The organism is Blastopirellula sediminis (assembly GCF_020966755.1).
Taxonomy (GTDB): Bacteria; Planctomycetota; Planctomycetia; order Pirellulales; family Pirellulaceae; genus Blastopirellula; species Blastopirellula sediminis.
Genome location: NZ_JAJKFT010000008.1, coordinates 1 through 19,208, shown reverse-complemented (window position 1 = coordinate 19,208; position 19,208 = coordinate 1). Strand labels below are relative to the sequence as shown.

Sequence of the window (19,208 nt, the reverse complement as noted above, 5' to 3'; positions counted from 1 at the left end):
AGTTCTTGGGAATAACACAAGCGGTCGGAACGCGATTTCCCTCGCCGATTGCGTACGGTTAATTTCCAGTGTCGAATGTCACGTCGACGCAAGCCTTGTCCGTTGGAGATGACGCCTGGATCGTCACCGCAGGTTGTCTTTGACGCGACCAGTCCTCGGCGTACGGTTCGGCCCACGGGCCGTTTGGCCCGCTGACGGAAACGCTATTCTCGATGACTCACTTCCCGAATCGCACATGAGATCAACAGTCCGTCGTCCGTTTCTACCGGGCTGAGGCTGATTTCGACGGGGAACTCGGAACCATCCTTGCGCCGGCCAAACAGCTTAAGGCCAGCCCCCATGGGACGCACGTGACAATCGTTGACGAAGGAGGCGAACTTCTCGGGGTGACCAGCACGGAAGCGTTCCGGCATGAGAATCTCGATAACTTCTCCCAGGAGTTCGGATCTACCGAAACCAAAGATTCGTTCGGTTTGCGAATTAACGAACTTGATCCGGCGGTTCACGTCTACCACTACCATCGCATCCGGCGCCGATTCGAGAAGCGCTTGCAGCTCTTGCCGTTCCTTCTTGCGTTCCGTCGTATCGCGAACGGCACAGGAAACCAGACGCCCCTGTTCTGTTTCGACAGGGCTCAGACTGACTTCCACGGGAAAGACTGTGCCATCCTTTCGCTCTCCCATCAGATCCAGCCCGGATGCCATTGGCCGGACGCTTGGCGCTGCCATATACGCCGTCACATTCTTCGGGTGATTAACGCGAAACTGCTTGGGGACAAGTACTTCGATAGGGCCGCCAAGCAATTCTTCACGCGGGTAACCGAATAGTCGTTCCAACTGAGAATTGACGAGAACGATTTTCCCGGCGTCATTGATGACGACCATCGCATCGGGCGCCGATTCAAGTAGCTCGTGAAAGGTCTGCTCGGCCTGTTTCCGTTCGGTGATATCACGCCCGACGAGATAAATCGACGACTCTCCCGGAATTAGCTTCGCATTCCATAAGATCCAGCGTCGGCTACCATCCTTGCAGCGACATCGATACTCGATTTCTGATAGCGACTCACCCGACAGGATTCTTTCGTGGTTCTTCATCGCCCGCGGGTGGTCTTCCGGATCGATTAGATCCCAGACCGATTTCGTGTGAAGATCGTCCTCCGTCCAGCCGAGCAGCGTTTCCCAGGCCGGGTTCGTCTGCGTCAGTCCACCCTTGGTGTCGATGATGGTCAGCAAGTCAAGCGATAGGTTGAAGAACCGCTCGCGTTCCTGCTCGGTCCGCTTGCGCTCGGCACGTTCCGCAATCCATGTCTGAATCTCCTCTCCCAACTCCGATGCGGACTGCTGACGATCGTCTCGCTTCTTGGCAAGCCCTCGCAAGCAGGCAAGTTCCAGCTCCCGCGGAATTCCTGCTACGCACTCGCTGGGCGGCTTGGGGCTATCGTGAATGACGCTATCGAGCACGGCGACAATACTCGTGCCAAGAAACGGCGGCTCACCAACCAGCAATTCGTACAGAATTGCCGCCAGCCCGTACACATCACTTCGCTGGTCCACAAGGTCGACTGCCCCTCGCGCCTGTTCCGGAGACATATAGGCTGGCGTACCAAGTCGATCCCCCTGCATGGTCTGGGACGGCGTCTTCGTCTCACGTGCTTCGCCCGGGGCGAGCGTCATTTCGGAAACGACGGCTTTCTGGTCATTGGGGGATTCCCCTTCGTCCAGCCTCTTGGCCAGGCCCCAATCCAAGACGACGACTTCGCCGAAATCACCGACAATGACGTTTTCCGCTTTGAGATCGCGGTGAATGACGAGGCGCGAGTGAGCAAAGGCAATCGTATTACAGATGCTGACAAACTGATTCAGTAGCTGTACCAAGCGACTGGAGACGCCCGTTTTACTGTGCTGTCGTCGCCAGTCGTGATAGTCGGAAATAACTTCCGCAAATGTACGGCCTTTCACGAATTTCATCGTGTAGTAGGTGCCCCGATCGTCCTCGACGTAGTCGTATACTGGTACCAGGCCTGGATGCGTCAACTGGGCGGTAATCTGGGCCTCGCGGAAGAATCGCTGCCGGTTAAGCTCCGACCCGACCTGATTCGCTTTGAGTTCTTTCAAAGCAACTTCGCGGTCGAGGACCTTATCGTAGGCCAGCCAGACATGGCCGATCCCGCCAGTGGAATGCAAGCCGCGCCGCGTGATCCGTTCGTCAGAAAGCGAATCGGCCGAGATGACGCCGGTCATCGTAATCCGGTCGCCTTGCCGCACCGCGCCAAGCGTCTGCAGGATGTCATCATCACCGAGACTTTCGAGCACAGCTTTCACGTCGCTGGGCATACTGGAGAGCGACTTCTTGACGTCCCCACCGGCCTTCTGCATGCGGCGTTTAATCAGGTAGTCGACATGCTGCTTGTCTTCAGGGAGCAGCCATTTTTGCTGGACCAGAATGTCCGCCAGCGACTCGTCTTTGCGCGATCCCCACAGCGTACAGGCATCTACAAACTGCCGCATATCGATCAGATCGCTCTGCATTGCGATCAAGCCAAAAAGCAGATTGACGTCTGTTTCCTGCGTCATTGCAGTTCCTTGATCTTCGGGCATTCAGGTCGAGACCAGTCGATCAAGTGTAGGTAATCCAACAATCCCGAGGAAGCATGACGCGTCGGGAAATTCATTCTAGCCCCTCAGACCTCGCATTTCCGCCGAATTCTCTTTGCGTCTGGCGCCAGATGGAACCGTACAAGCCCAAGCCAGTGAACTGACGTCAGCACGTCTCCGTATTGGGATAGCCCTCGGCGACGTGCATGTCAAAAGAGCATCCTGAGTGTTCGTCGAAGTGTTCGTTCATCGGAAGACTTCCTGCCGCATATTCAGGTATCATGGCAAAATTAGTAGGCAGGATCACCGCGTAGAGGGTGCAGTGAGCCATTGGGCATTGGCCGCAAACCGTTATCGACATATGACTTAAAGGCAAAATTCGCAATCAAGGTTTCCATCGCATTCTCATCCGATAACCTGACAAATACCTTGATGACGTTGTCGGCCAATTTGAAGGCGATCGCTTCCCAGGAAACGAGAGGATCAGCAGCCAGTCGCCTGCGGCGAATTTTAATTACGTAATTAAAATCTCCGCGTCGCCTACCCCGCCGCTCGCGTCTTCAGCTTCTCATACAGATCCAGCTTCTCCATCGCCAACAGCAATAGTCCCCCTAGAATCTGCGGCGAGCTGAGTGCTCGATGGCTGAGTTCCTGCTGGCTATCCATGCTCTCCATAATTGCGTCCATAAACTCGCTTTTCAGGTCCGGCGAGTTGGCGAACTGCTCTTTCGAGTTGTTCGCGGCCTGCATTTGCAGGACTTCGGATTCCAGCGTCTTTTCGACCAGAGTGTTCAGGAACGAGAGCTGATCCCCTTCCGTCATGTCGCTGCCGAACAGGGTGTTCAACTGGTCGATGATCTCGCTCATCAGCGCCTTTTGCTTCTCTTGCAGGGCGCCGCTGCCGGCTTCTGTCATCGGTTTGAGCGTGGGGGCGTCTTCGGTGGAGAGGGCCAGGTTCCGTTTGCCGCGGTTGCGGACGTGGTGGTGGGTTAGGGTGATCTCGGAGAGGTCGACGCCGCTTCGTTCTCGGCCGAACTTCAGGAGTCGCGACAGGGCTTTGTAAAAAATCGCCCGTTTCTCGAAGTCGGTGTTGCCGTAGTCGAAGATCTGCGACAGGAAGGTGTAGGCCCGGACGTAGGTCATGATGTCGGTCCGGAACATCCACAGGGCGTCCATTGTATCCTTCGCATCGGCTTCGGCCTTGTCGTCGCCAGCTTCCTTTGCCGCTCGATAGGCGTCTTGCGCCGCGGTGTAACGTTTCAGCAGCCGATCCGCGACCGGCACGATCGCCGCTTCCAGTTGCTTCTGCTTCGCTTTCGGGTCAAGCATCACATTGACCACCCGCTCGACTTCAAACTCGTCGTAGTACCCCATCGCATCCAGCTTGGTTCGCAGGTCCAAAATCAATTGCGGGTCGGTCACGTCCGACAGGGCCGCTGTCGTGTAGTACGTCTTGAACGCCGCCAGGATGTCGTCTGGCTCGTTGATGAAGTCGAGGACGTACGTCGTATCCTTCCCCGGATAGCAACGATTCAGTCGCGACAACGTCTGCACTGCCTGGATGCCGTCCAGCCGCTTGTCGACGTACATCCCGCACAGCAGCGGCTCATCGAAGCCGGTCTGGAACTTGTTCGCCACCAACAGGATCTGGAACTGGTCCTCTTTGAACGCTTCCCGAATATCGCGGCCGTTCAGCCCCGGGTTCAGCCCACTGCTCGCTTCCTTGAACGGCTCCGGCCCCGATTCCTTGTCGTCCACTTCGCCAGAGAACGCCACCAGCGACTTCAGCGGGTAGCCCATATCGGCGATATACTTGCAGAGCGCCAGTTGCCAGCGGACCGCTTCGACGCGGCTGCTCACCACGACCATCGCTTTCGCCTTGCCGTCGAGCAGGTGGGCGACGTTCTCGCGGTAATGTTCGACGACGATCTGCACCTTCTGGGCGATGTTGTAGGGGTGCAATCGCACCCAGTTCATCAGCCCCTTCATCGCGGCGCCCCGGTCGACTTCCGAGTCGATAAAGTACTGCCCGGCGCTCGCTAGTTTGAAGGCGACCTTGTACGACGTGTAGTTTTGCAGCACGTCAAGAATAAAACCTTCCTCGATCGCCTGGCGCATCGAGTAGACGTCAAACGGCTCCGGCAGGTTCGTCTTCGACGCCGGTTGCGTCGGATCAGGCACGCGCCCAAACAGCTCCAGCGTCTTCGACTTCGGCGTCGCCGTGAACGCGACGTAGGTGATCCCCTTGTCGCTGGCCCGGCTTGCCATTTCCGCCGCTAGGATATCTTCGCTGCTGACCGTGCCGCCGTCGGCGAGCGACTCTTGCTCTTCGGCCGATAGCACCTGCTTCAGTTTTGACGCCGCTTCGCCGGTCTGGCTGCTGTGCGCTTCGTCGGCGATCACCGCGAACCGCTTCCCCTCGGTCGCCGCCAGTTCGCGCACCTTCTCCAGGGCAAACGGAAAAGTCTGGATCGTGCAGACCACTACCTTTTTCGTGCCGGAGAGCGCCTCGGACAGTTCCGCCGCTTTGCTCCCTTTGTCCCCTTTGATCGTCGCTACCACGCCGGCGGTCCGCTCAAAGCCGTAGATGACGTCCTGCAATTGCCCGTCGATCACCTTCCGGTCGGAAACGACCAACACCGTATCGAACACCTTCTGGTTGTCGGCGTCGTGCAGGTCCGCCAGAAAGTGGGCCGTCCAGGCAATCGAGTTGGTCTTCCCTGAGCCGGCCGAATGCTGAATCAAATACTTTCGCCCCGGCCCTTCCTCCAGCACCGCCGCTTGCAGCCGCCGCGTAACGTTCAGTTGATGGTACCGCGGGAAGATCAGCCGCGTGATCTGCTTCTTCTTGTCCCGCTCGGCGACCATGTAGCGGGCCAAAATCTCCAGCAGGCTATCACGCTGCCAGACCTGTTCCCACAAATACGCCGTCCGGTATCCGTCCGGGTTCAGTGGATTCCCCGCCGCGCCGTCATCTCCCAGATCGAACGGCAGGAACTGCGTCTTCATCCCCGCCAGCCGCGTCGTCATCCGAACCAAGCTGCTGCTCACCGCAAAGTGGACCAGCGCCCCCGACGGGAACGACAGCAGCGGTTCGGCCGTCTGCCCCTTGGGGCTGGGGTCGCGATCCTTTTTGTATTGCTTGACCGCGTCGTCGACGCTTTGCGTGTTGTCGGTTTTCAGTTCGGCCGTCGCGACCGGGATGCCGTTCAGGAAGAAGACCAGGTCGATGCTGTTCTCGTTATGCTGCGAATAGCGAACCTGCCGCACCACCCGCAGGCGATTCGCCTGGTACCGCTGCCAGATATCGGGGTTCATCGCCAGCGCCGGCTTGAACTGCGCCATCTTCACCGGCTGCTTCAGCCCCAGCACATCAAAGCCGACCCGCAACAGATCAAGCGTCCCCATCTGGTTCAGCATGTCGCGCAGCCGCTTCAACAGAGCCTGCTCGGCCGCGGCGCCATGATTCTTCTCTAGCCGCTCCCAGGCGTCCGGCTGCGTCTCCTTCACCCAGGCGATCACATCGGCCGGATAGAGCGCCAGCGCCCGATCATACCCAGCGGCGTCCTGCTCGGCGTACGACCAGCCGTTTTCGGCCAGATGCTCGCAGATGGCGATCTCGAATTTGTCTTCGGTGTGCAGGCTCATTTTTCTATTCTGACTCTTTGATTACTTTCTCAAGCCATGTCCGCTTCCAATTGGCTTTGCGGGGAATTTGCTCGATTGCAGGCCGACCACCAGCGATACCAATCCAGGCGATAGAATACTGACCATAGCTGAAATAACGAAATAGTGCGTCTTGTCGTTCCGCAAGTTGCCGAAGTTCGGAATTGAACTGCGTTTGAAGAGTCTTCCCCTCAGGCTGTTTTCGCCCCATCGCACACCAGAAACCTACTATACATCGAGATTTGTTTAGGCAAGCGGATACGAACTTGCTGAGCGTTTCCAAATCGATGTGCCCTATGTCTAGAGCGTCTCGGTTTGTCGTATAAGTAAAAGGGTCGATCAACAGGAACAGGTCGTCGTTTTCGGTAAGCCAGTCCAGATTGTGTTGGAACGCATCATGCCTGGCTTGGTATCCGAATGGGGCTAATGCTTCCGTCAGTCTTTCATGAGTATGCGGGCATGCCTCCGTAACTCGGACTTGAACTTCCTCAATGCCGCAGTTCTCATTCATGGACGCTGTTTGCAGTAGTGCTTGGCAAACGCTTCCGGGATAGAGTTTTTGATTTGATTCGGCTTGCCACCAATCTTCTAAAAGATTCGTATACCGACTCCCGGCGCTCGAAGGATCTAACTTGCCAACGCTCAAGATGTCGGCCCTAAGGTCAGCAATATGCGTCGCTCCTTCTTCCTCTTGTTTCGTCTGACTATAAACTCCTGCGCCTGCATGAGTCTCGGCATAGGTAATGTTCGACCAATCTCCGCAATTCCCCAAAGTCTCCGCCAAAAGGCAGTGCTTTAGTTGATCGCCTTTGTTGCCCGAGTTGCGGTCTTGCCCCATATCGGTTTACCTAATGATAGTTCGCCGGAATTACGGCGAATCGGGTTTTGATGGATTCCCACGCAAATGTATCGAATGCTTCCCCTGAAACCAAAGTCCGGTGACGCGACTCCGGCGGAACGTTCCCAGGCAGCCGTAGCGCGGATCGACCACCCGCACGTGCCAGGAGCGATCTCCCAGGTCGGGAAGCTGCGACTCGGCCCTTTTAAGGTCGTGTCGCCAGGCGCCGATCTGGTTGACGACCAGAACCGCGCGGCGGGTCTTTGGATTGTGATACAACTCGGCCCGATCGGTTTCTGGCTCGTCGCTTCCAAACCAGTCGCTATGGCCGAGATGGAGCGAGTTGCCTCCGCCGTCGAACGGATTTAACCAAGTCGTATCTTTCCGTCGTAGCAGGTCTCGCCACCATTGTTCATCCGAATTCGACGAGACAGCGGCCATCGATTTGGCGAGATCGGATGTATACACCGCATGGTCAGGACTCTCGATTCGCCAAACGTAGGCAGCGTAGTAATCAAGCTCCCCAGCGCGATCCCAGATTTCCGACACGATACCTAACAGTGGTGAATCTTCAACCGGCTTGCCGGCGCCATACCACCAGGCCAGTCCGTCGCCCGGCCGTTGCCAACCGAGGAGGTATTTCAGCGCGTAGTGCAGCGTTTCCCAAACGGCGCAGGCGGCAAAAAGCTCCGTCGTGCGGGCAGGCTCCGGAAACTGCGACGCCGGCGTTGCTCCTGACACGATCCGATGCAGCAGAGGAATATGCTGGCACCAGGAATCGGTAATGTCCGGCGTTTCAGCCATGACGCGGTTGCCCCCAAGTCCGAGTTTGGCGTAATCGCTGAGTATCGCCCATTACGAATGTACCCATCGCTGAAAAGGCTTGAGCATCCTCGCGCAATCGTCCAGTTGATCCGGACCATTACGATCGAGAGTAAACGCTTGCCCGATCCGGATGTCGATCCAATGCCACGCGGTCGGCGCTCCATCCAGTTTTCGCAGCGCGTCGACGAACGTCGCCATATCGGCGCTGCGGGCCAAGTCGACCAGGATTCCATCGCTGGCCTGATACGCAGCTGGCTTTAGTCTTGATCCGTTGACGCTCATCACGACCGTTGCGGTTTCGGCCCCCGGCATGCCGGCACAAACGACCAGTTGTAGATCGCCATCGGTCGCTGCTCGGGCTTCGTCCATCATCTGCACCAGCGGCTCGTTGGCGACCAGCAAGAATTTGTGCCAATGCCACGACTTGTTCATGACGTTACTGGCCGGCCACGAGCCGGAATGGAGCATTCCCTTTTCGATGTTCCACCCGCAAAAAAGCGTCCCCTCTTTCAGCCAGCCGCCGTCGGTCGTCAAGATATACTTGCCGTAGCGAAACGCCCCCTTATCGCCGGTTGGCGAAAGCCACCAATGCGTAGAGTTCTCAACACTGAAGCGGTTGTAGGGAAGGACGTGCTGTCCTGGGAAATGGCGTTTCTTGAGTTCTCTCGCGACGCTTTGTGCGGAAGCTTGGGGGAGGTTCATGACGCCTCCTGACAAGCGAATTCGCGTACGTCGATCTTGCCGGTGACTGCCGCGGAGATAATCGCTGTGCGGCGTTCTTGGAGGAGAGAGATCACTTGCTCTGCCTCCGATTGCAGTTGATCAAATCTACTTGTTTCGCAGTCGAGAAATTGGACGATCTGATTCTGTTCTTTGAACGGTGGTGTTGGAAAACGGTACTTTCGAAGTGCTTCTCCAGTCAGGTGCGGTATGGTGGCCGTCCCTCCCGCCAGCACGAATCCAGTTTCAACAACGTACCTCATGCAGTAATAGAAGAACCTTGGGTTTTCCTTGTTCGCCTTCCACGGACGAAGGCGATGCAATGCCTTTTGGAACGCGAATCGCGCCGGTTGACCGTCCCATATCGCCGTTTGACCGATGCCGGCGCCACCCTCACAGATTAGGAGATCTCCTGGTGAGACTGTAAATCGCTCGATCTCTCCCGGTTCAATATCGATCACAGGGAGATCGTGAGTGTTTATCGAATCCCAATTTACATCTGCGTTGCGCAGATAACGAATCGGGTACTTTCCGGTCGCCTTTTGCTCGTCGACCATCTTTCCCAATACCGCATAGTACCTCGCAAACAGTGGAGGCGTGCTCCAATGTTCGGGCAGGAGACCAATCCACTCAATCCCCGACGGCTTCATCTTCACGTTCGGATCGAGCCCCTTGGTCACGGCGTGGCTGATGACCGCCTGGCGTTTTTCGGAGAGCAGCTCGATCAGCCGCCGCTGCTCGGCGACGAGCGCGTCGATCTTGGCGGTCTCGCGGTCGAGGAAGTTCACAATAGCGTTCTGTTCATCCAGCGGGGGAAACAGAATCTTTATAGATTTGAATTCTTCCCAGTAGAGTCGCAGTCGAAAGTCTGTAACACCTTGCGAATGCCGATGCATCTCTACAATCGCTTGCGGGGTGCGCAATAGAAGCTCGATAAACCGAGTAGACATGTCCGATAAAGGCCGCGCAACTACATATGCGGGACTGACCATGCCTTCAACCGATACAGCTCCGAACCCTCCTTGCCAAGCGCGCATCATGTTGTAAACCAAATCGCCTGGTTGAACTTTTCGATACTTAGATCGATCATCGCTGCGATTTACTTTTCGATCGAGTTCTTCGTCGTCAAATTCGCGGTCAGAAACACCATGATGTATCGAGACCGAGAGTATTGGCAAGCCTTCACTTCCTTCCTCTGCCACCTGACGAAACAGCGAACCAAGACGACGTACTTCCCATGAACGCGGGATTTCCCCAAGCCATGCGACGTCACTTTCCTTGTAATCTGCGTATTGGGGAAAACTCACTGCGAAAGCCCCCCAATCATCTCCACAATCCGATCGGTTACCACCTTCAGCTCGGCGTCAATTTCCGCCAGATCGCGCGGCGGTTTGAAGACGTAGAAGTGGCGGTTGAAGGGGATTTCGTAGCCGGTCTTCGTCTTCTCGTGATCGATCCAGGCGTCCGGCACATGGGGCAACACTTCCCGCTCGAAGTAGGCTTCGATCTCTTCGGCCAGCGGGACGTCTTCCGTATCGCGGAGGCTGCTGTCGGGCTTCGGTTGTCCTTTGCGTTTTCCCTTCGTCTCTTTGACGACGTTTCCCTTGGAGTCGCGCTCGGGGCGTTCGACGGTGATCGTCTGGTAGCCGAAGTCCTGGTTCTTAAAGATCCGGCTGATCGGGACCTGTTGGCCGTCGGCGTCGGTCGTGCTGGCTGCTTTCGCTTTGCCGAACAGCTTGGTGATTTGCTCGATATGGTCGTCCGACAATTCTTTTCGCTTGCTGCCGAGACTCTTCCGCATCTTCTGCCACAGGCCGCTGGCGTCGATCAGTTGCACCTTCCCCTGGCGATGCTTCGGCTTGCGGTTGGTGACGATCCAGACGTAGGTGCTGATCCCGGTGTTGTAGAACATGTCGGTCGGCAGCCCGATGATCGCTTCCAGCAGGTCGTTCTCGAGCACGTAGCGGCGGATCTCGCTTTCGCCGCTGCCGGCATTGCCGGTGAAAAGAGGCGAACCGTTGAGCACGATCCCAAACCGGCTGCCGCCATCCTTTGCGGGGCGCATCTTCGAGATCAGGTGCATTAGGAAGAGGAGCGAACCGTCGCTGACCCGCGGTAGCCCGGGACCGAAGCGGCCGTTGTAGCCTTGCTGCTTGTGTTCGTCCTGGATCGCCTTCTGGATCTTCTTCCATTCGACGCCGAACGGCGGATTGGAAAGCATGTAGTCGAACTGCTGCCCGGCGAGCCCGTCGTCGGCCAGGGTGTTGCCGAGGACGATCTGGCTGACGTCCTGCCCTTTGATCAGCATGTCGGCCTTGCAGATGGCGTACGACTCGGCATTCAGCTCTTGCCCGTACATGACGAGCCGCGCGTCAGGATTGAGCTGGGCGAGATGCTCTTCAGCGACCGAGAGCATGCCCCCAGTCCCAGCGGTCGGATCGTAGAGGGAGCGGACGACGCCCGGCTTGGTGAGGGCCTCGTCATCTTCGATGAAGAGCAAGTTGACCATCAGGCGAATCACTTCCCGCGGCGTGAAGTGCTCCCCGGCGGTCTCATTGGAGATTTCGGCGAACTTGCGAATCAGCTCTTCAAAGACGTGCCCCATCTGCTCGTTGGAGACGACGTTGGGATGGAGATCGATATTGGCGAACTTCTCGGTCACCAGGTAAAGGAGATTGGCCTTGTCGAGCCGCTGCACCTGGTTGTGGAAGTCGAAGCAGTCGAAGATGTCGCGAACGTCGGCCGAAAAGGCCTCGACGTAGGAGAAGAGGTTCTCGCGAATGTTATCCGCGTCCCCCATGAGCTTCTTCAGGTCGAGGGGAGAGGTATTGTAAAAGTGCTGTTTTGATTTCTTCCGGAGGAACGGCTCGGGATTGACCCCGGCCGCTTTCCGCTTGTCGTACTCCTTTAGAACGGCGACCTTGGTCCACTCCAACACGCAGTCGAGGCGGCGAAGGACGGTAAAGGGAAGAATAACGCGGCCGTATTCCGACTGCTTGTAGTCGCCGCGGAGCAGATCGGCGACCGACCAAATAAACGAAGAGAGATTCTGATTCATCGCAGTCTTTGCATTCAGGCAAATTCAAAACGGCGCTCATTCGCCGCGAAGGGTAGCAGTAACCCGCCTAATTTAACGGGGCGGGAGGCTGGACGCATCCCTGTTGACGCCGGAACCAGGCGGAAACTGGGGCGGGGGCGGTATAGATGGTTTTACCGGTGGGGTTTGACACGGTTGGTCAATTGGGGCGGTCCCGCATCAGGGTTCTTTTGGCGGAATTCGGCGTCGCGTTGTCACCGGATTGCGATTTGACCAAGCCGGTGAAGCTAAAAAATCGCCGTGATCGCGGCATAAAACGAAAAACGCATTTATTGGCGCGTCGTGCGGTGCGAGTTGCGCTAAATTTTGGCCGCTTTTGCGTCATAATAATATGGTGAACGGTTTAGCATTTACGGATGCATTGAACAGGCGTTCGAGCCGAGATACTGCGGCAGTTTCAGCGGAAGATTTGAGAACGTGACGCAAGGAGGATTCTGGTGGAAGAGCAGGGCGATGTCGGGAGCCAACCCTATCTCGTTATTCCTCGTCCTGAGGGCCAATTGCGGAAGTTGCCTGTAAAGTTCCGTTGGGAAGTCACGCGACGGCATCCGGTCTATCTCCAGAATTGGAAGTTCGCCCAGTTTTTCTTTGAGTGGGCGCAGCAAGGCCGGGAAATGCCGACCGACAATGAATCGTCGCTGCGAATTCAGGTAGCGGCTCGTTCCGCCCAGCTACTTAATGCGATTGGCGTTTCCTCCTTCGCGCCTGATCCGCAGCTTGAGTTCGACGACCTTGAAGGATCAGAACGGCTAACACCATGGCTCGGCGGTTCCATTTCACCGGTAAGCTTGCGGCGAATTTGGGGAATTCTGATTTCAGCGATGTCGGCTGAGGACTTTCAGGATGCCGCTACGCAGATTACTGCGGCAATGAGCGATGAGAAGGATCCAGGGTTTCGGAAAGCGGCGGGCCTGGGGGCTCTTCGTCAGATCGAAGAGATGAAGATCGATCAGATGCTGAACGAGCCGATCGTCTACATCAATCCTGAAGTCTCGGATCGGCAGATCGAACGTGATTTGAAGCCAATGCTCTCTCGCTGGCGCAATGAGAAAGGTATTGTCGTTGGTCGAGATCGATCGGACAGCTATGCCGATTACCTTCGCGTTTGGGATCTGCGTGAAGGTTGGGAAGCGGGCGCTTACTCGGCCGATAGGGAGAGGACGCTCAAAGAAGTGGCGAACGAATTGGAGATCAAACCTTCGACGGCGAACATGCGTTATCGGTCTGCGTTTCAATTAGTTACCGGGCATCCCTATTTGATCCCGATGTGGGTTCGGTTCATGGGAATCGAGAAGTTGTCAAAGGTCGTTCAGGAATCAATTGGGAAGGTCGCTCAACATCGTCCAACCAAATCACGGGCGAAATCGGCTTTGCCCGAATCTGGACTGGCAGGTAACGAAACGTTGGGGGGAATCGCGAGCGAGCAAGCAGATTCACAAACGCAAGCGAATACGGCGTTGGCGGAATTGATAATGGATATCGAGAGTCTTGTTAGAAGCGCGAAGTCGAACGATCAAATCCGAGAAGCTCTGGATATTGACGCTACGACTGCGGTCGAATTCGATCAACTGATTGAGCTAGTTCGTGCGCGGGTCGAGCCAAAATAGCGAGACCGTTATTTTGCAACCGGAAGAGGATAGGAAGTTCATCCTCTTTTTTTTCCGGTTGAAGCATGTCCAATTCTTCTGGTGAAGCAACGCAATTGCTCTCGATTCAAGAGCTTAGTAAACGCTCTGGCGTTTCCGTCGACACGCTGCGGCGATGGGTGAAGTCGGAAGCGATTTCCCCGTTTCTGAACGGATCGCGTACGGATGAATCTCACCGTCAATTGGAATACGTCGACGCAGAGACGTTGGCGAGTCGTACCGGACTGTCCTTGGCGACCATCTGGCGTCTCAAGCGCGATAACAAGATCTCTTATCGCCAACCGGCCGGGAAAGGGGGGCGTGTCTTGTTTCCGAGCGATGCGCTCGAGCGAAACGGAACCGCTGCGAGCGAACAGGTCGAGGCGAAAACTACGAACAAAACATCCAGCGGGCCGCTTCCTGGGCCGCGTCCGGCCTGGATGTCTGCGGCTCGTACGTAAACTCATTCGAGGAATTACATGCCCAGAAAACCGAAAGATGCGCCGATCGTGTGCGCAAACTTCACCTGGTATTTGCGGCGTAAGCCAACCGGCGTTTATTTCGCCGATGGTCGCATGAACAGCAAGTATCAGCTTGGAAAGCCGTCGCTTGGCACGAAAGACCGAGAGGAGGCCTTTCGCCAATTACAGCGGCTTGATCATGCAAAGGCGGTTGAAGTTGGACTGATTGACGCAGCGGCAGTCGCCGCCGACCAGGACGTGACCATCGAGGCCGGATGGGCGCTCTACATCGAGCGCTGCGAGAAGCCGGAGTTGTTGGGGGGCGTCAGTCGCAAGACGGTCCAGCGGTACAAGTCGGTTCGCGACAAGCACCAAGAATACTGCGCCAAAAAATCGCTGCAGTATTGGTCGCAGATTTCGAAAGCGAACACGCTGGACTACGGCGCGATGTTGGCCAAGAAGAACTACGCAGACCGAACGATCGTCTGTGAGGCGAACATGGTCTGCTCGGTATCGAAATGGCTAACGGAAGAGGGACATCTGCCGCAGGCTTGCCGTTTCCTCCTGAAGATGACGAAGGTAAGCGGTAGTTCGACGTTTTGCTACACGCGGCGCCAAGTCGCCAGGATGATCGAGTTCTGCAACGAGACCGAAGATCTTGTTTGGATGGGGCAAGTGATCACCTGCCTTGCGACGTCGGGGCTGCGGATCAACGAGCTGGCTCAGCTTCGTTGGAGCGATGTCGACCTGGACGTACGTACCATTCGGATTACGGATGAGCGGTCTGTACCGCGGCGTCGGCAAACTGGGAGCGAACGCCGGATTAAGGGGAAGCGCGGACGTGCGCTGCCGATGCACGTAGAGTTTTTCAAGGTCTTGCAGCAGATTCCGCGTCAGGCCGATGGGCGCATTTTCCATGGTCCGCGTGGCGGGCGCCTGAGCGATCGGCGCGTGCTGGAGAATCTGCAGCAGCGGATCATCAAACCGCTTACGAAAGAGTTTCCGACGCCCCCTGGTGAGATCGGATTTCAGTCCGGGACGGTCCACGGCCTGCGGCACTTTTTCTGTAGTGAGGCGTATCGCAACGGAGCGCGAGACGCCGAACTGCTGGAATGGCTCGGTCATCGCGATTCGGAAATGACGCAGCTGTATCGGCATCTCCTACGGGAAGACAGCCATCGGCGCATGGAGCAAATCAACTTCCTCGGAAGCGACGACGAGGAAGGTTCGAGTTTTGACGTCGCGTAGTTTTTGGACTTGGCTTTCGTCGACATGACGACCAACAGGGAGAAGCGTGACGCAGACGAAGATGGGTAAAAGGAGACGAAGTCGCCGCCAACCCAGTCAAACTGGGGAGGACAAGCCGGTTTATTTGTCCCAGTGTTTGTCTCAGTGAGGGGGACAAACGATTTGCCATCGGCGCAAAATAAAAGCCGGCAACGACTTACGTTGACGGCTTTCGACGGAAGCGGAGAGAGCGGGATTCTGAAAAAGGGATGTCGTAAGTTCGTGCAAAGCGACGACTTGCGGTCGTAAGTCCTGATCTCGGAATTGTTTTAAGGCGATCATTCGTTATCGCCTGTGATCATGGTTTCTCGCGATTGATCAAGGTTGTTGTCCCATTGGGCCAACGCGACTACGTTCTAGACGGACTCCTCTTTCGGAGTTTCGTGATGACGAATCATCAACAGGGTTTTTTCGGCAGCGCTAATGTAATTCGCGTCCTCATCGTCGCTCGGATCAGTACGGAGCATCAAGATCCTCGCTCCTTGGATGATCAGGTCGCGACCTGTCGTCGTTGGTGCGATCAGAATCTGCCTGACCGATTTAAGGTCGTCGAAGTCATCCAAAGTCGAGGTAGCGGCGAGCGACTGGATCGCCGGGAACTGCGGGATTTGGAAGACGCAATTGAGTTGAGAACGTGCGATTTAGTGATCGCGGAAGACCTCGGGCGGATCTGTCGGCGAAGCGCTGCGATTACGTTCTTGGAATTGGCGGAAGATAATGACGTTCGCGTCGTCACCCTCAACGACGATCTGGATACCGACCAGGATGATTGGCGTTTCAAGGCGGGTTTTGCGACGATGCGCCATGAATTCAGCAATGCCGATACGTCGAAGCGAATTCGTCGTACCCTACGGAATCGTTTTGGGCAAGGGATGATCAAAACGGTCCCCTATGGCTACATCAAACCGTCGCATGGTGCGACGGACGCTGAGGTCACGAAGGATCCGAAGGCCGAATTAATCATTGCGGAGATGATCGAACGCCTGGAAAAGGGGGAGTCGTACTCCGTAGTCGTCGACTGGTTGAATCTTAGCGGCGTTCCGACCGGACGCTATGTTCGTTCGAACAAGTGGACCGTTTCCACTCTCTCGAATCTCCTGCACAACCCGATCCTCAAAGGGGTGCGGGAGGCGAATCGGAAGATTTCGAAACGGATCAACAAGACTGGGCGTCGGGTATCGGTAAAAGCTCCGCCGGAAGAACTGCTGGTGCGCGAGTGCTCGCATCTCGCCTATCTGGATGCCGATCGGTACGACCGTTTGATTCGGATGTTGGACGAAAGGAATGCTCCGTTTCGCCGTAAGAAGGTTAACGGACGCGATTCTCGGGCTAACGTCCCGAAGAAGCGAACGCGGTTTCCGGGTCAGCAGACGTTTTGCGGGATTTGCGGCCATCCGTTCGTTTGGGGAGGACATGGCCAGCAAGATCACATGATGTGTAAAGGGGCGAAGGAATACGCCTGCTGGCAGAGCGCTTCGTTTGATGGGACGCTGGCTGCGGAAAAGATTTTGACAGCCGTCTACGACGAAATCGAAGCGTTACCGGAGTTTCCCGAAACGCTTTACCAGGCGGTTCAGGCTGAGTTTTGGGCGTTGACGGGCGCACGCAAGACGCAAACCGGAAAACTCGAACGCGAAATAGCCAGCTTGGAGCGGGAGATGAATAATCTCGTTGAGTTCATCGCAAGCGGGAACGCATCAGCGTCGATCGCCGCGAAGATTACGGAGCGCGAAGAGCAAATTAGCGACGCGAAGTTACGGTTAAAGGAGATGACCGCACGTCCTGACGCTGCTCCGCAACTTCCGTTGGCGAGCGAGGTGCGCGAAATCGCGCGGAACTCGCTGAAGGAGATGGCCTCGGACCCCTACGCCCTCAGTCGCGTGATGCGCCAATTGATTCGTCGGATCGATGCGTTCCCGATTCGTCTGTGCGACGGCGGCGCCCTGTTCATCCGGGCGAAGTTTGAACTGCGTCTCTCGGGACTTTTCCCCGACTTGAGCGAGATTCCGGCGGCCAGCGAGTTGTTGACGCGGACGTTGGAAGTCGATTTGTTCGACCCGGTTCAGCGTGAGCAACATCGCGAAGAGATCGTTGCCCTGCGAGCCGCCGGCAAATTCCAGCGGCAAATCGCGGCCGAACTTAGGATTACGCAACCGGCAGTCCAAAATGCGCTGCGATTGCAGGCGCGAATGAACGAATTGGGACTCGAAAAACCGTACGTACCGGTCGACGCACCTCCCGCTGATTTGCTGAAGATGCGCCGACACAAACATCCTCGCTACAAGTTTCAACCGAAAACGAACGAGATTGAACAATGATCCGCTAAGCGAAAATTGAATTCGTTTTGCCCACGGCAAGTTATCGCCGTGGGCTTTTTTATGCGCCAGTCGAATTGAAAGGAGCAGGTCTTATGTCGAACCGAGATCGGGGCGAAAGTCGCCCCTCGAATTCAGCAACCAAGGAAGTCGCCGCCGCAACGCGGGACTTTGTCAGGATGCTGGCGCGAATCGTCGCTCGAAAAATCGTCGTAAAGAAGGACGCCAAGGCGAGATGTTCCAAGTGAGCGTTACGCGTCGGTTCTGAGCGAGAAGCGGAAGAAGTTCGCTGGATCGGCCGGCGAACGAGTTGTTCGCATTCCACTCTTAGAAAGGAATTGAGTATGAAACATGGAGAACAGCGGAGTATTCGTCGTCTTTGTTACGAACCCTATGGTGTTCCACGATTGGTCTTCGCGATGGGACTATGTGTTCTCGTTGCTGGGGTAACAGCAGTCTGCTGGCGTCGCGTCGGGCCGCCGACAGTTGAACGCGGTTCGAAGTCGTTTCAGGATCCAGCGGCGATTCGCCGAACGGTCTTTGACGAGCAGGTGTTGCCGGCGATTCGCGAAGCGGACGAGGCGAATCGCGCTGCCGCAGATCGATGTTTGGCGCGAATCGCTGAGTCGTTCGCGGGATATCGCTCCGGGATTGTTCCGTTTACGCGGGACGTCACAAGTATGGGAAGTCGATTCGGCGTCATTCGCCGGATGCCGATCGACTGGTGGTACGAAGGCAATACCGTGGGGGACTTTATCGGCAGGAAGTTAGAGAAGTATGTCTTTTCGGCGGAACGTATCGAGCGAGATCTAGGGGCGTCGGTTACGATGTTTCGCCAGGACGTTGAGACGAACCAGGCGAGAATGCTCGCGCAGATTCAGGCCGCCGTCAGCAGCGCTTCGATTCCGGAGTTCGATCAACTCGATGCGGCCACGTTCACGCGCGAAGTTCATGAAATGCTGCTGTCGTTCGCTGCGGAGACAGGTCGACGCGACGCTGCTTTGTTCGTGGCTACGGAAGCGACTTCCGGCGTCGCCGGGGTCGTCGCCGAGCAGATCTTCGTCGCGATTCTGATCCGCTTGGTCGGCGTCAGCGGTGGTTCGCTCGGCGCCGGAGCAGCGGTGGGCGGAGGAGGGGGGCTTGTCACAGGGCCCGTCGGCGCAACGCTCGGTGTTGCAGTTGGCGTGATCGTTGCACTGGCTGTCGAACGGTGGTGTACCGAAAGTGTGCAGGGGGAACTGCGCGAGACGGTGCGTCGGCTGATCGATCAAGTCGAACAAGCAGTTTTGAACGGAGTCACGGGCGAAGAAATGCCCGATTTGCAGCCGCGCCCTGGTTTGAAGAACCTTTTGAACGACTCGTGCGACCAGCTGCAGCGGGCCTATGGCGAAGTCTTTCGGCAACGCCTGCTCGGAGATGCAACATGAGAGCCTTTACATTTTGTTTTGTTGGCGTCTTGATTGGCTTCACCGCTTTGGCGTCAGCGAACGGCTCGCCGGCGTCGATGCTTTCCCAGTCACTGCTCAGGTTGGGCGCCAAAGAAGTTGGCGAAGATGTCGCGGAGCGAATCGCCAAGGAACTTGGATCAGAAATGGTCGAACGGGTATCGGCAAAGGTGATGCGTGAAGGTGGTGAAGCGTTGGTTACGGAGACCGCGGAACTGACAGTTCGGTATGGCCCGGAGGTACTGCGTGCGCTGGACAACGTCCCCTCGCCGAACAAGATCGTCCAGGCTTTGAATCAACTGCCCGACGCAGACGTCCAGTTGGCCGCGTCGCGG

The 19,208-nt window shown here is 56.5% G+C and carries 13 protein-coding genes; 6 read left to right on the top strand and 7 right to left on the bottom strand.

Annotated elements, in window-relative coordinates; genetic code table 11:
- Positions 1–203: 203 nt before the first annotated feature.
- The 7 genes from LOC68_RS11100 to LOC68_RS11070 form a co-directional block, all read right to left on the bottom strand.
- On the bottom strand, positions 204–2,573 hold the full coding sequence (locus LOC68_RS11100) for a PAS domain S-box protein (RefSeq protein WP_230218508.1): 2,370 nt from the start codon (positions 2,571–2,573) through the stop codon (positions 204–206).
- Between the two features lie 561 nt (positions 2,574–3,134).
- On the bottom strand, positions 3,135–6,242 hold the full coding sequence (locus tag LOC68_RS11095) for a type I restriction endonuclease subunit R (RefSeq protein WP_230218506.1): 3,108 nt from the start codon (positions 6,240–6,242) through the stop codon (positions 3,135–3,137).
- 4 nt (positions 6,243–6,246) lie between these two features.
- Positions 6,247–7,098, bottom strand: coding sequence for a hypothetical protein (locus LOC68_RS11090; protein WP_230218504.1), 852 nt, complete (start codon positions 7,096–7,098; stop codon positions 6,247–6,249).
- A 30-nt stretch (positions 7,099–7,128) separates the two neighbouring features.
- Entirely contained in the window at positions 7,129–7,902 is a 774-nt protein-coding gene (locus tag LOC68_RS11085; RefSeq protein WP_230218502.1) for a hypothetical protein, read from the bottom strand.
- A 51-nt stretch (positions 7,903–7,953) separates the two neighbouring features.
- Positions 7,954–8,625, bottom strand: coding sequence for a hypothetical protein (locus LOC68_RS11080; protein ID WP_230218501.1), 672 nt, complete (start codon positions 8,623–8,625; stop codon positions 7,954–7,956).
- The gene (locus tag LOC68_RS11075; protein WP_230218499.1) at positions 8,622–9,950 is read right to left on the bottom strand and encodes a restriction endonuclease subunit S; all 1,329 of its coding nucleotides are present in this window, start codon (positions 9,948–9,950) and stop codon (positions 8,622–8,624) included. The genes LOC68_RS11080 and LOC68_RS11075 overlap by 4 nt, the downstream gene beginning before the upstream one ends.
- The gene (locus tag LOC68_RS11070; protein WP_230218498.1) at positions 9,947–11,701 is read right to left on the bottom strand and encodes a type I restriction-modification system subunit M; all 1,755 of its coding nucleotides are present in this window, start codon (positions 11,699–11,701) and stop codon (positions 9,947–9,949) included. Before LOC68_RS11070 ends, LOC68_RS11075 begins: the two co-directional genes overlap by 4 nt.
- A 476-nt stretch (positions 11,702–12,177) precedes the next feature.
- Between LOC68_RS11070 and LOC68_RS11065 the strand changes: the two genes are divergently transcribed.
- The 6 genes from LOC68_RS11065 to LOC68_RS11040 form a co-directional block, all read left to right on the top strand.
- Positions 12,178–13,347: a hypothetical protein gene (locus LOC68_RS11065; protein WP_230218496.1), complete on the top strand. Its 1,170-nt coding sequence runs from the start codon at positions 12,178–12,180 to the stop codon at positions 13,345–13,347.
- A 65-nt stretch (positions 13,348–13,412) separates the two neighbouring features.
- Complete coding sequence (locus LOC68_RS11060; RefSeq protein WP_230218494.1) at positions 13,413–13,826, top strand: hypothetical protein; 414 nt, start codon at positions 13,413–13,415, stop codon at positions 13,824–13,826.
- A gap of 18 nt (positions 13,827–13,844) precedes the next feature.
- Complete coding sequence (locus tag LOC68_RS11055; RefSeq protein ID WP_230218492.1) at positions 13,845–15,074, top strand: tyrosine-type recombinase/integrase; 1,230 nt, start codon at positions 13,845–13,847, stop codon at positions 15,072–15,074.
- 425 nt (positions 15,075–15,499) lie between these two features.
- Entirely contained in the window at positions 15,500–17,431 is a 1,932-nt protein-coding gene (locus LOC68_RS11050; RefSeq protein WP_230218490.1) for a recombinase family protein, read from the top strand.
- Positions 17,432–18,108: 677 nt separating this feature from the next.
- Positions 18,109–18,855 carry a hypothetical protein gene (locus tag LOC68_RS11045; RefSeq protein WP_230218488.1) on the top strand — a complete coding sequence of 249 codons (747 nt, stop codon included), beginning with the start codon at positions 18,109–18,111 and terminating at the stop codon, positions 18,853–18,855.
- A partial coding sequence (locus tag LOC68_RS11040) for a hypothetical protein (RefSeq protein ID WP_230218486.1) occupies positions 18,852–19,208 on the top strand: 357 nt, incomplete at its 3' end. The genes LOC68_RS11045 and LOC68_RS11040, both read left to right, overlap by 4 nt.

Excerpts from the sequence above, each read along its gene's own strand:
- LOC68_RS11060 (WP_230218494.1), top strand. The coding sequence starts at position 13,413 with ATGTCCAATTCTTCTGGTGAAGCAACGCAATTGCTCTCGATTCAAGAG.
- LOC68_RS11070 (WP_230218498.1), bottom strand. The coding sequence starts at position 11,701 with ATGAATCAGAATCTCTCTTCGTTTATTTGGTCGGTCGCCGATCTGCTC.
- LOC68_RS11090 (WP_230218504.1), bottom strand. The coding sequence starts at position 7,098 with ATGGGGCAAGACCGCAACTCGGGCAACAAAGGCGATCAACTAAAGCAC.
- LOC68_RS11100 (WP_230218508.1), bottom strand. The coding sequence starts at position 2,573 with ATGACGCAGGAAACAGACGTCAATCTGCTTTTTGGCTTGATCGCAATG.
- LOC68_RS11080 (WP_230218501.1), bottom strand. The coding sequence starts at position 8,625 with ATGAACCTCCCCCAAGCTTCCGCACAAAGCGTCGCGAGAGAACTCAAG.
- LOC68_RS11050 (WP_230218490.1), top strand. The coding sequence starts at position 15,500 with ATGACGAATCATCAACAGGGTTTTTTCGGCAGCGCTAATGTAATTCGC.
- LOC68_RS11095 (WP_230218506.1), bottom strand. The coding sequence starts at position 6,242 with ATGAGCCTGCACACCGAAGACAAATTCGAGATCGCCATCTGCGAGCAT.
- LOC68_RS11085 (WP_230218502.1), bottom strand. The coding sequence starts at position 7,902 with ATGGCTGAAACGCCGGACATTACCGATTCCTGGTGCCAGCATATTCCT.
- LOC68_RS11055 (WP_230218492.1), top strand. The coding sequence starts at position 13,845 with ATGCCCAGAAAACCGAAAGATGCGCCGATCGTGTGCGCAAACTTCACC.
- LOC68_RS11045 (WP_230218488.1), top strand. The coding sequence starts at position 18,109 with ATGGGAAGTCGATTCGGCGTCATTCGCCGGATGCCGATCGACTGGTGG.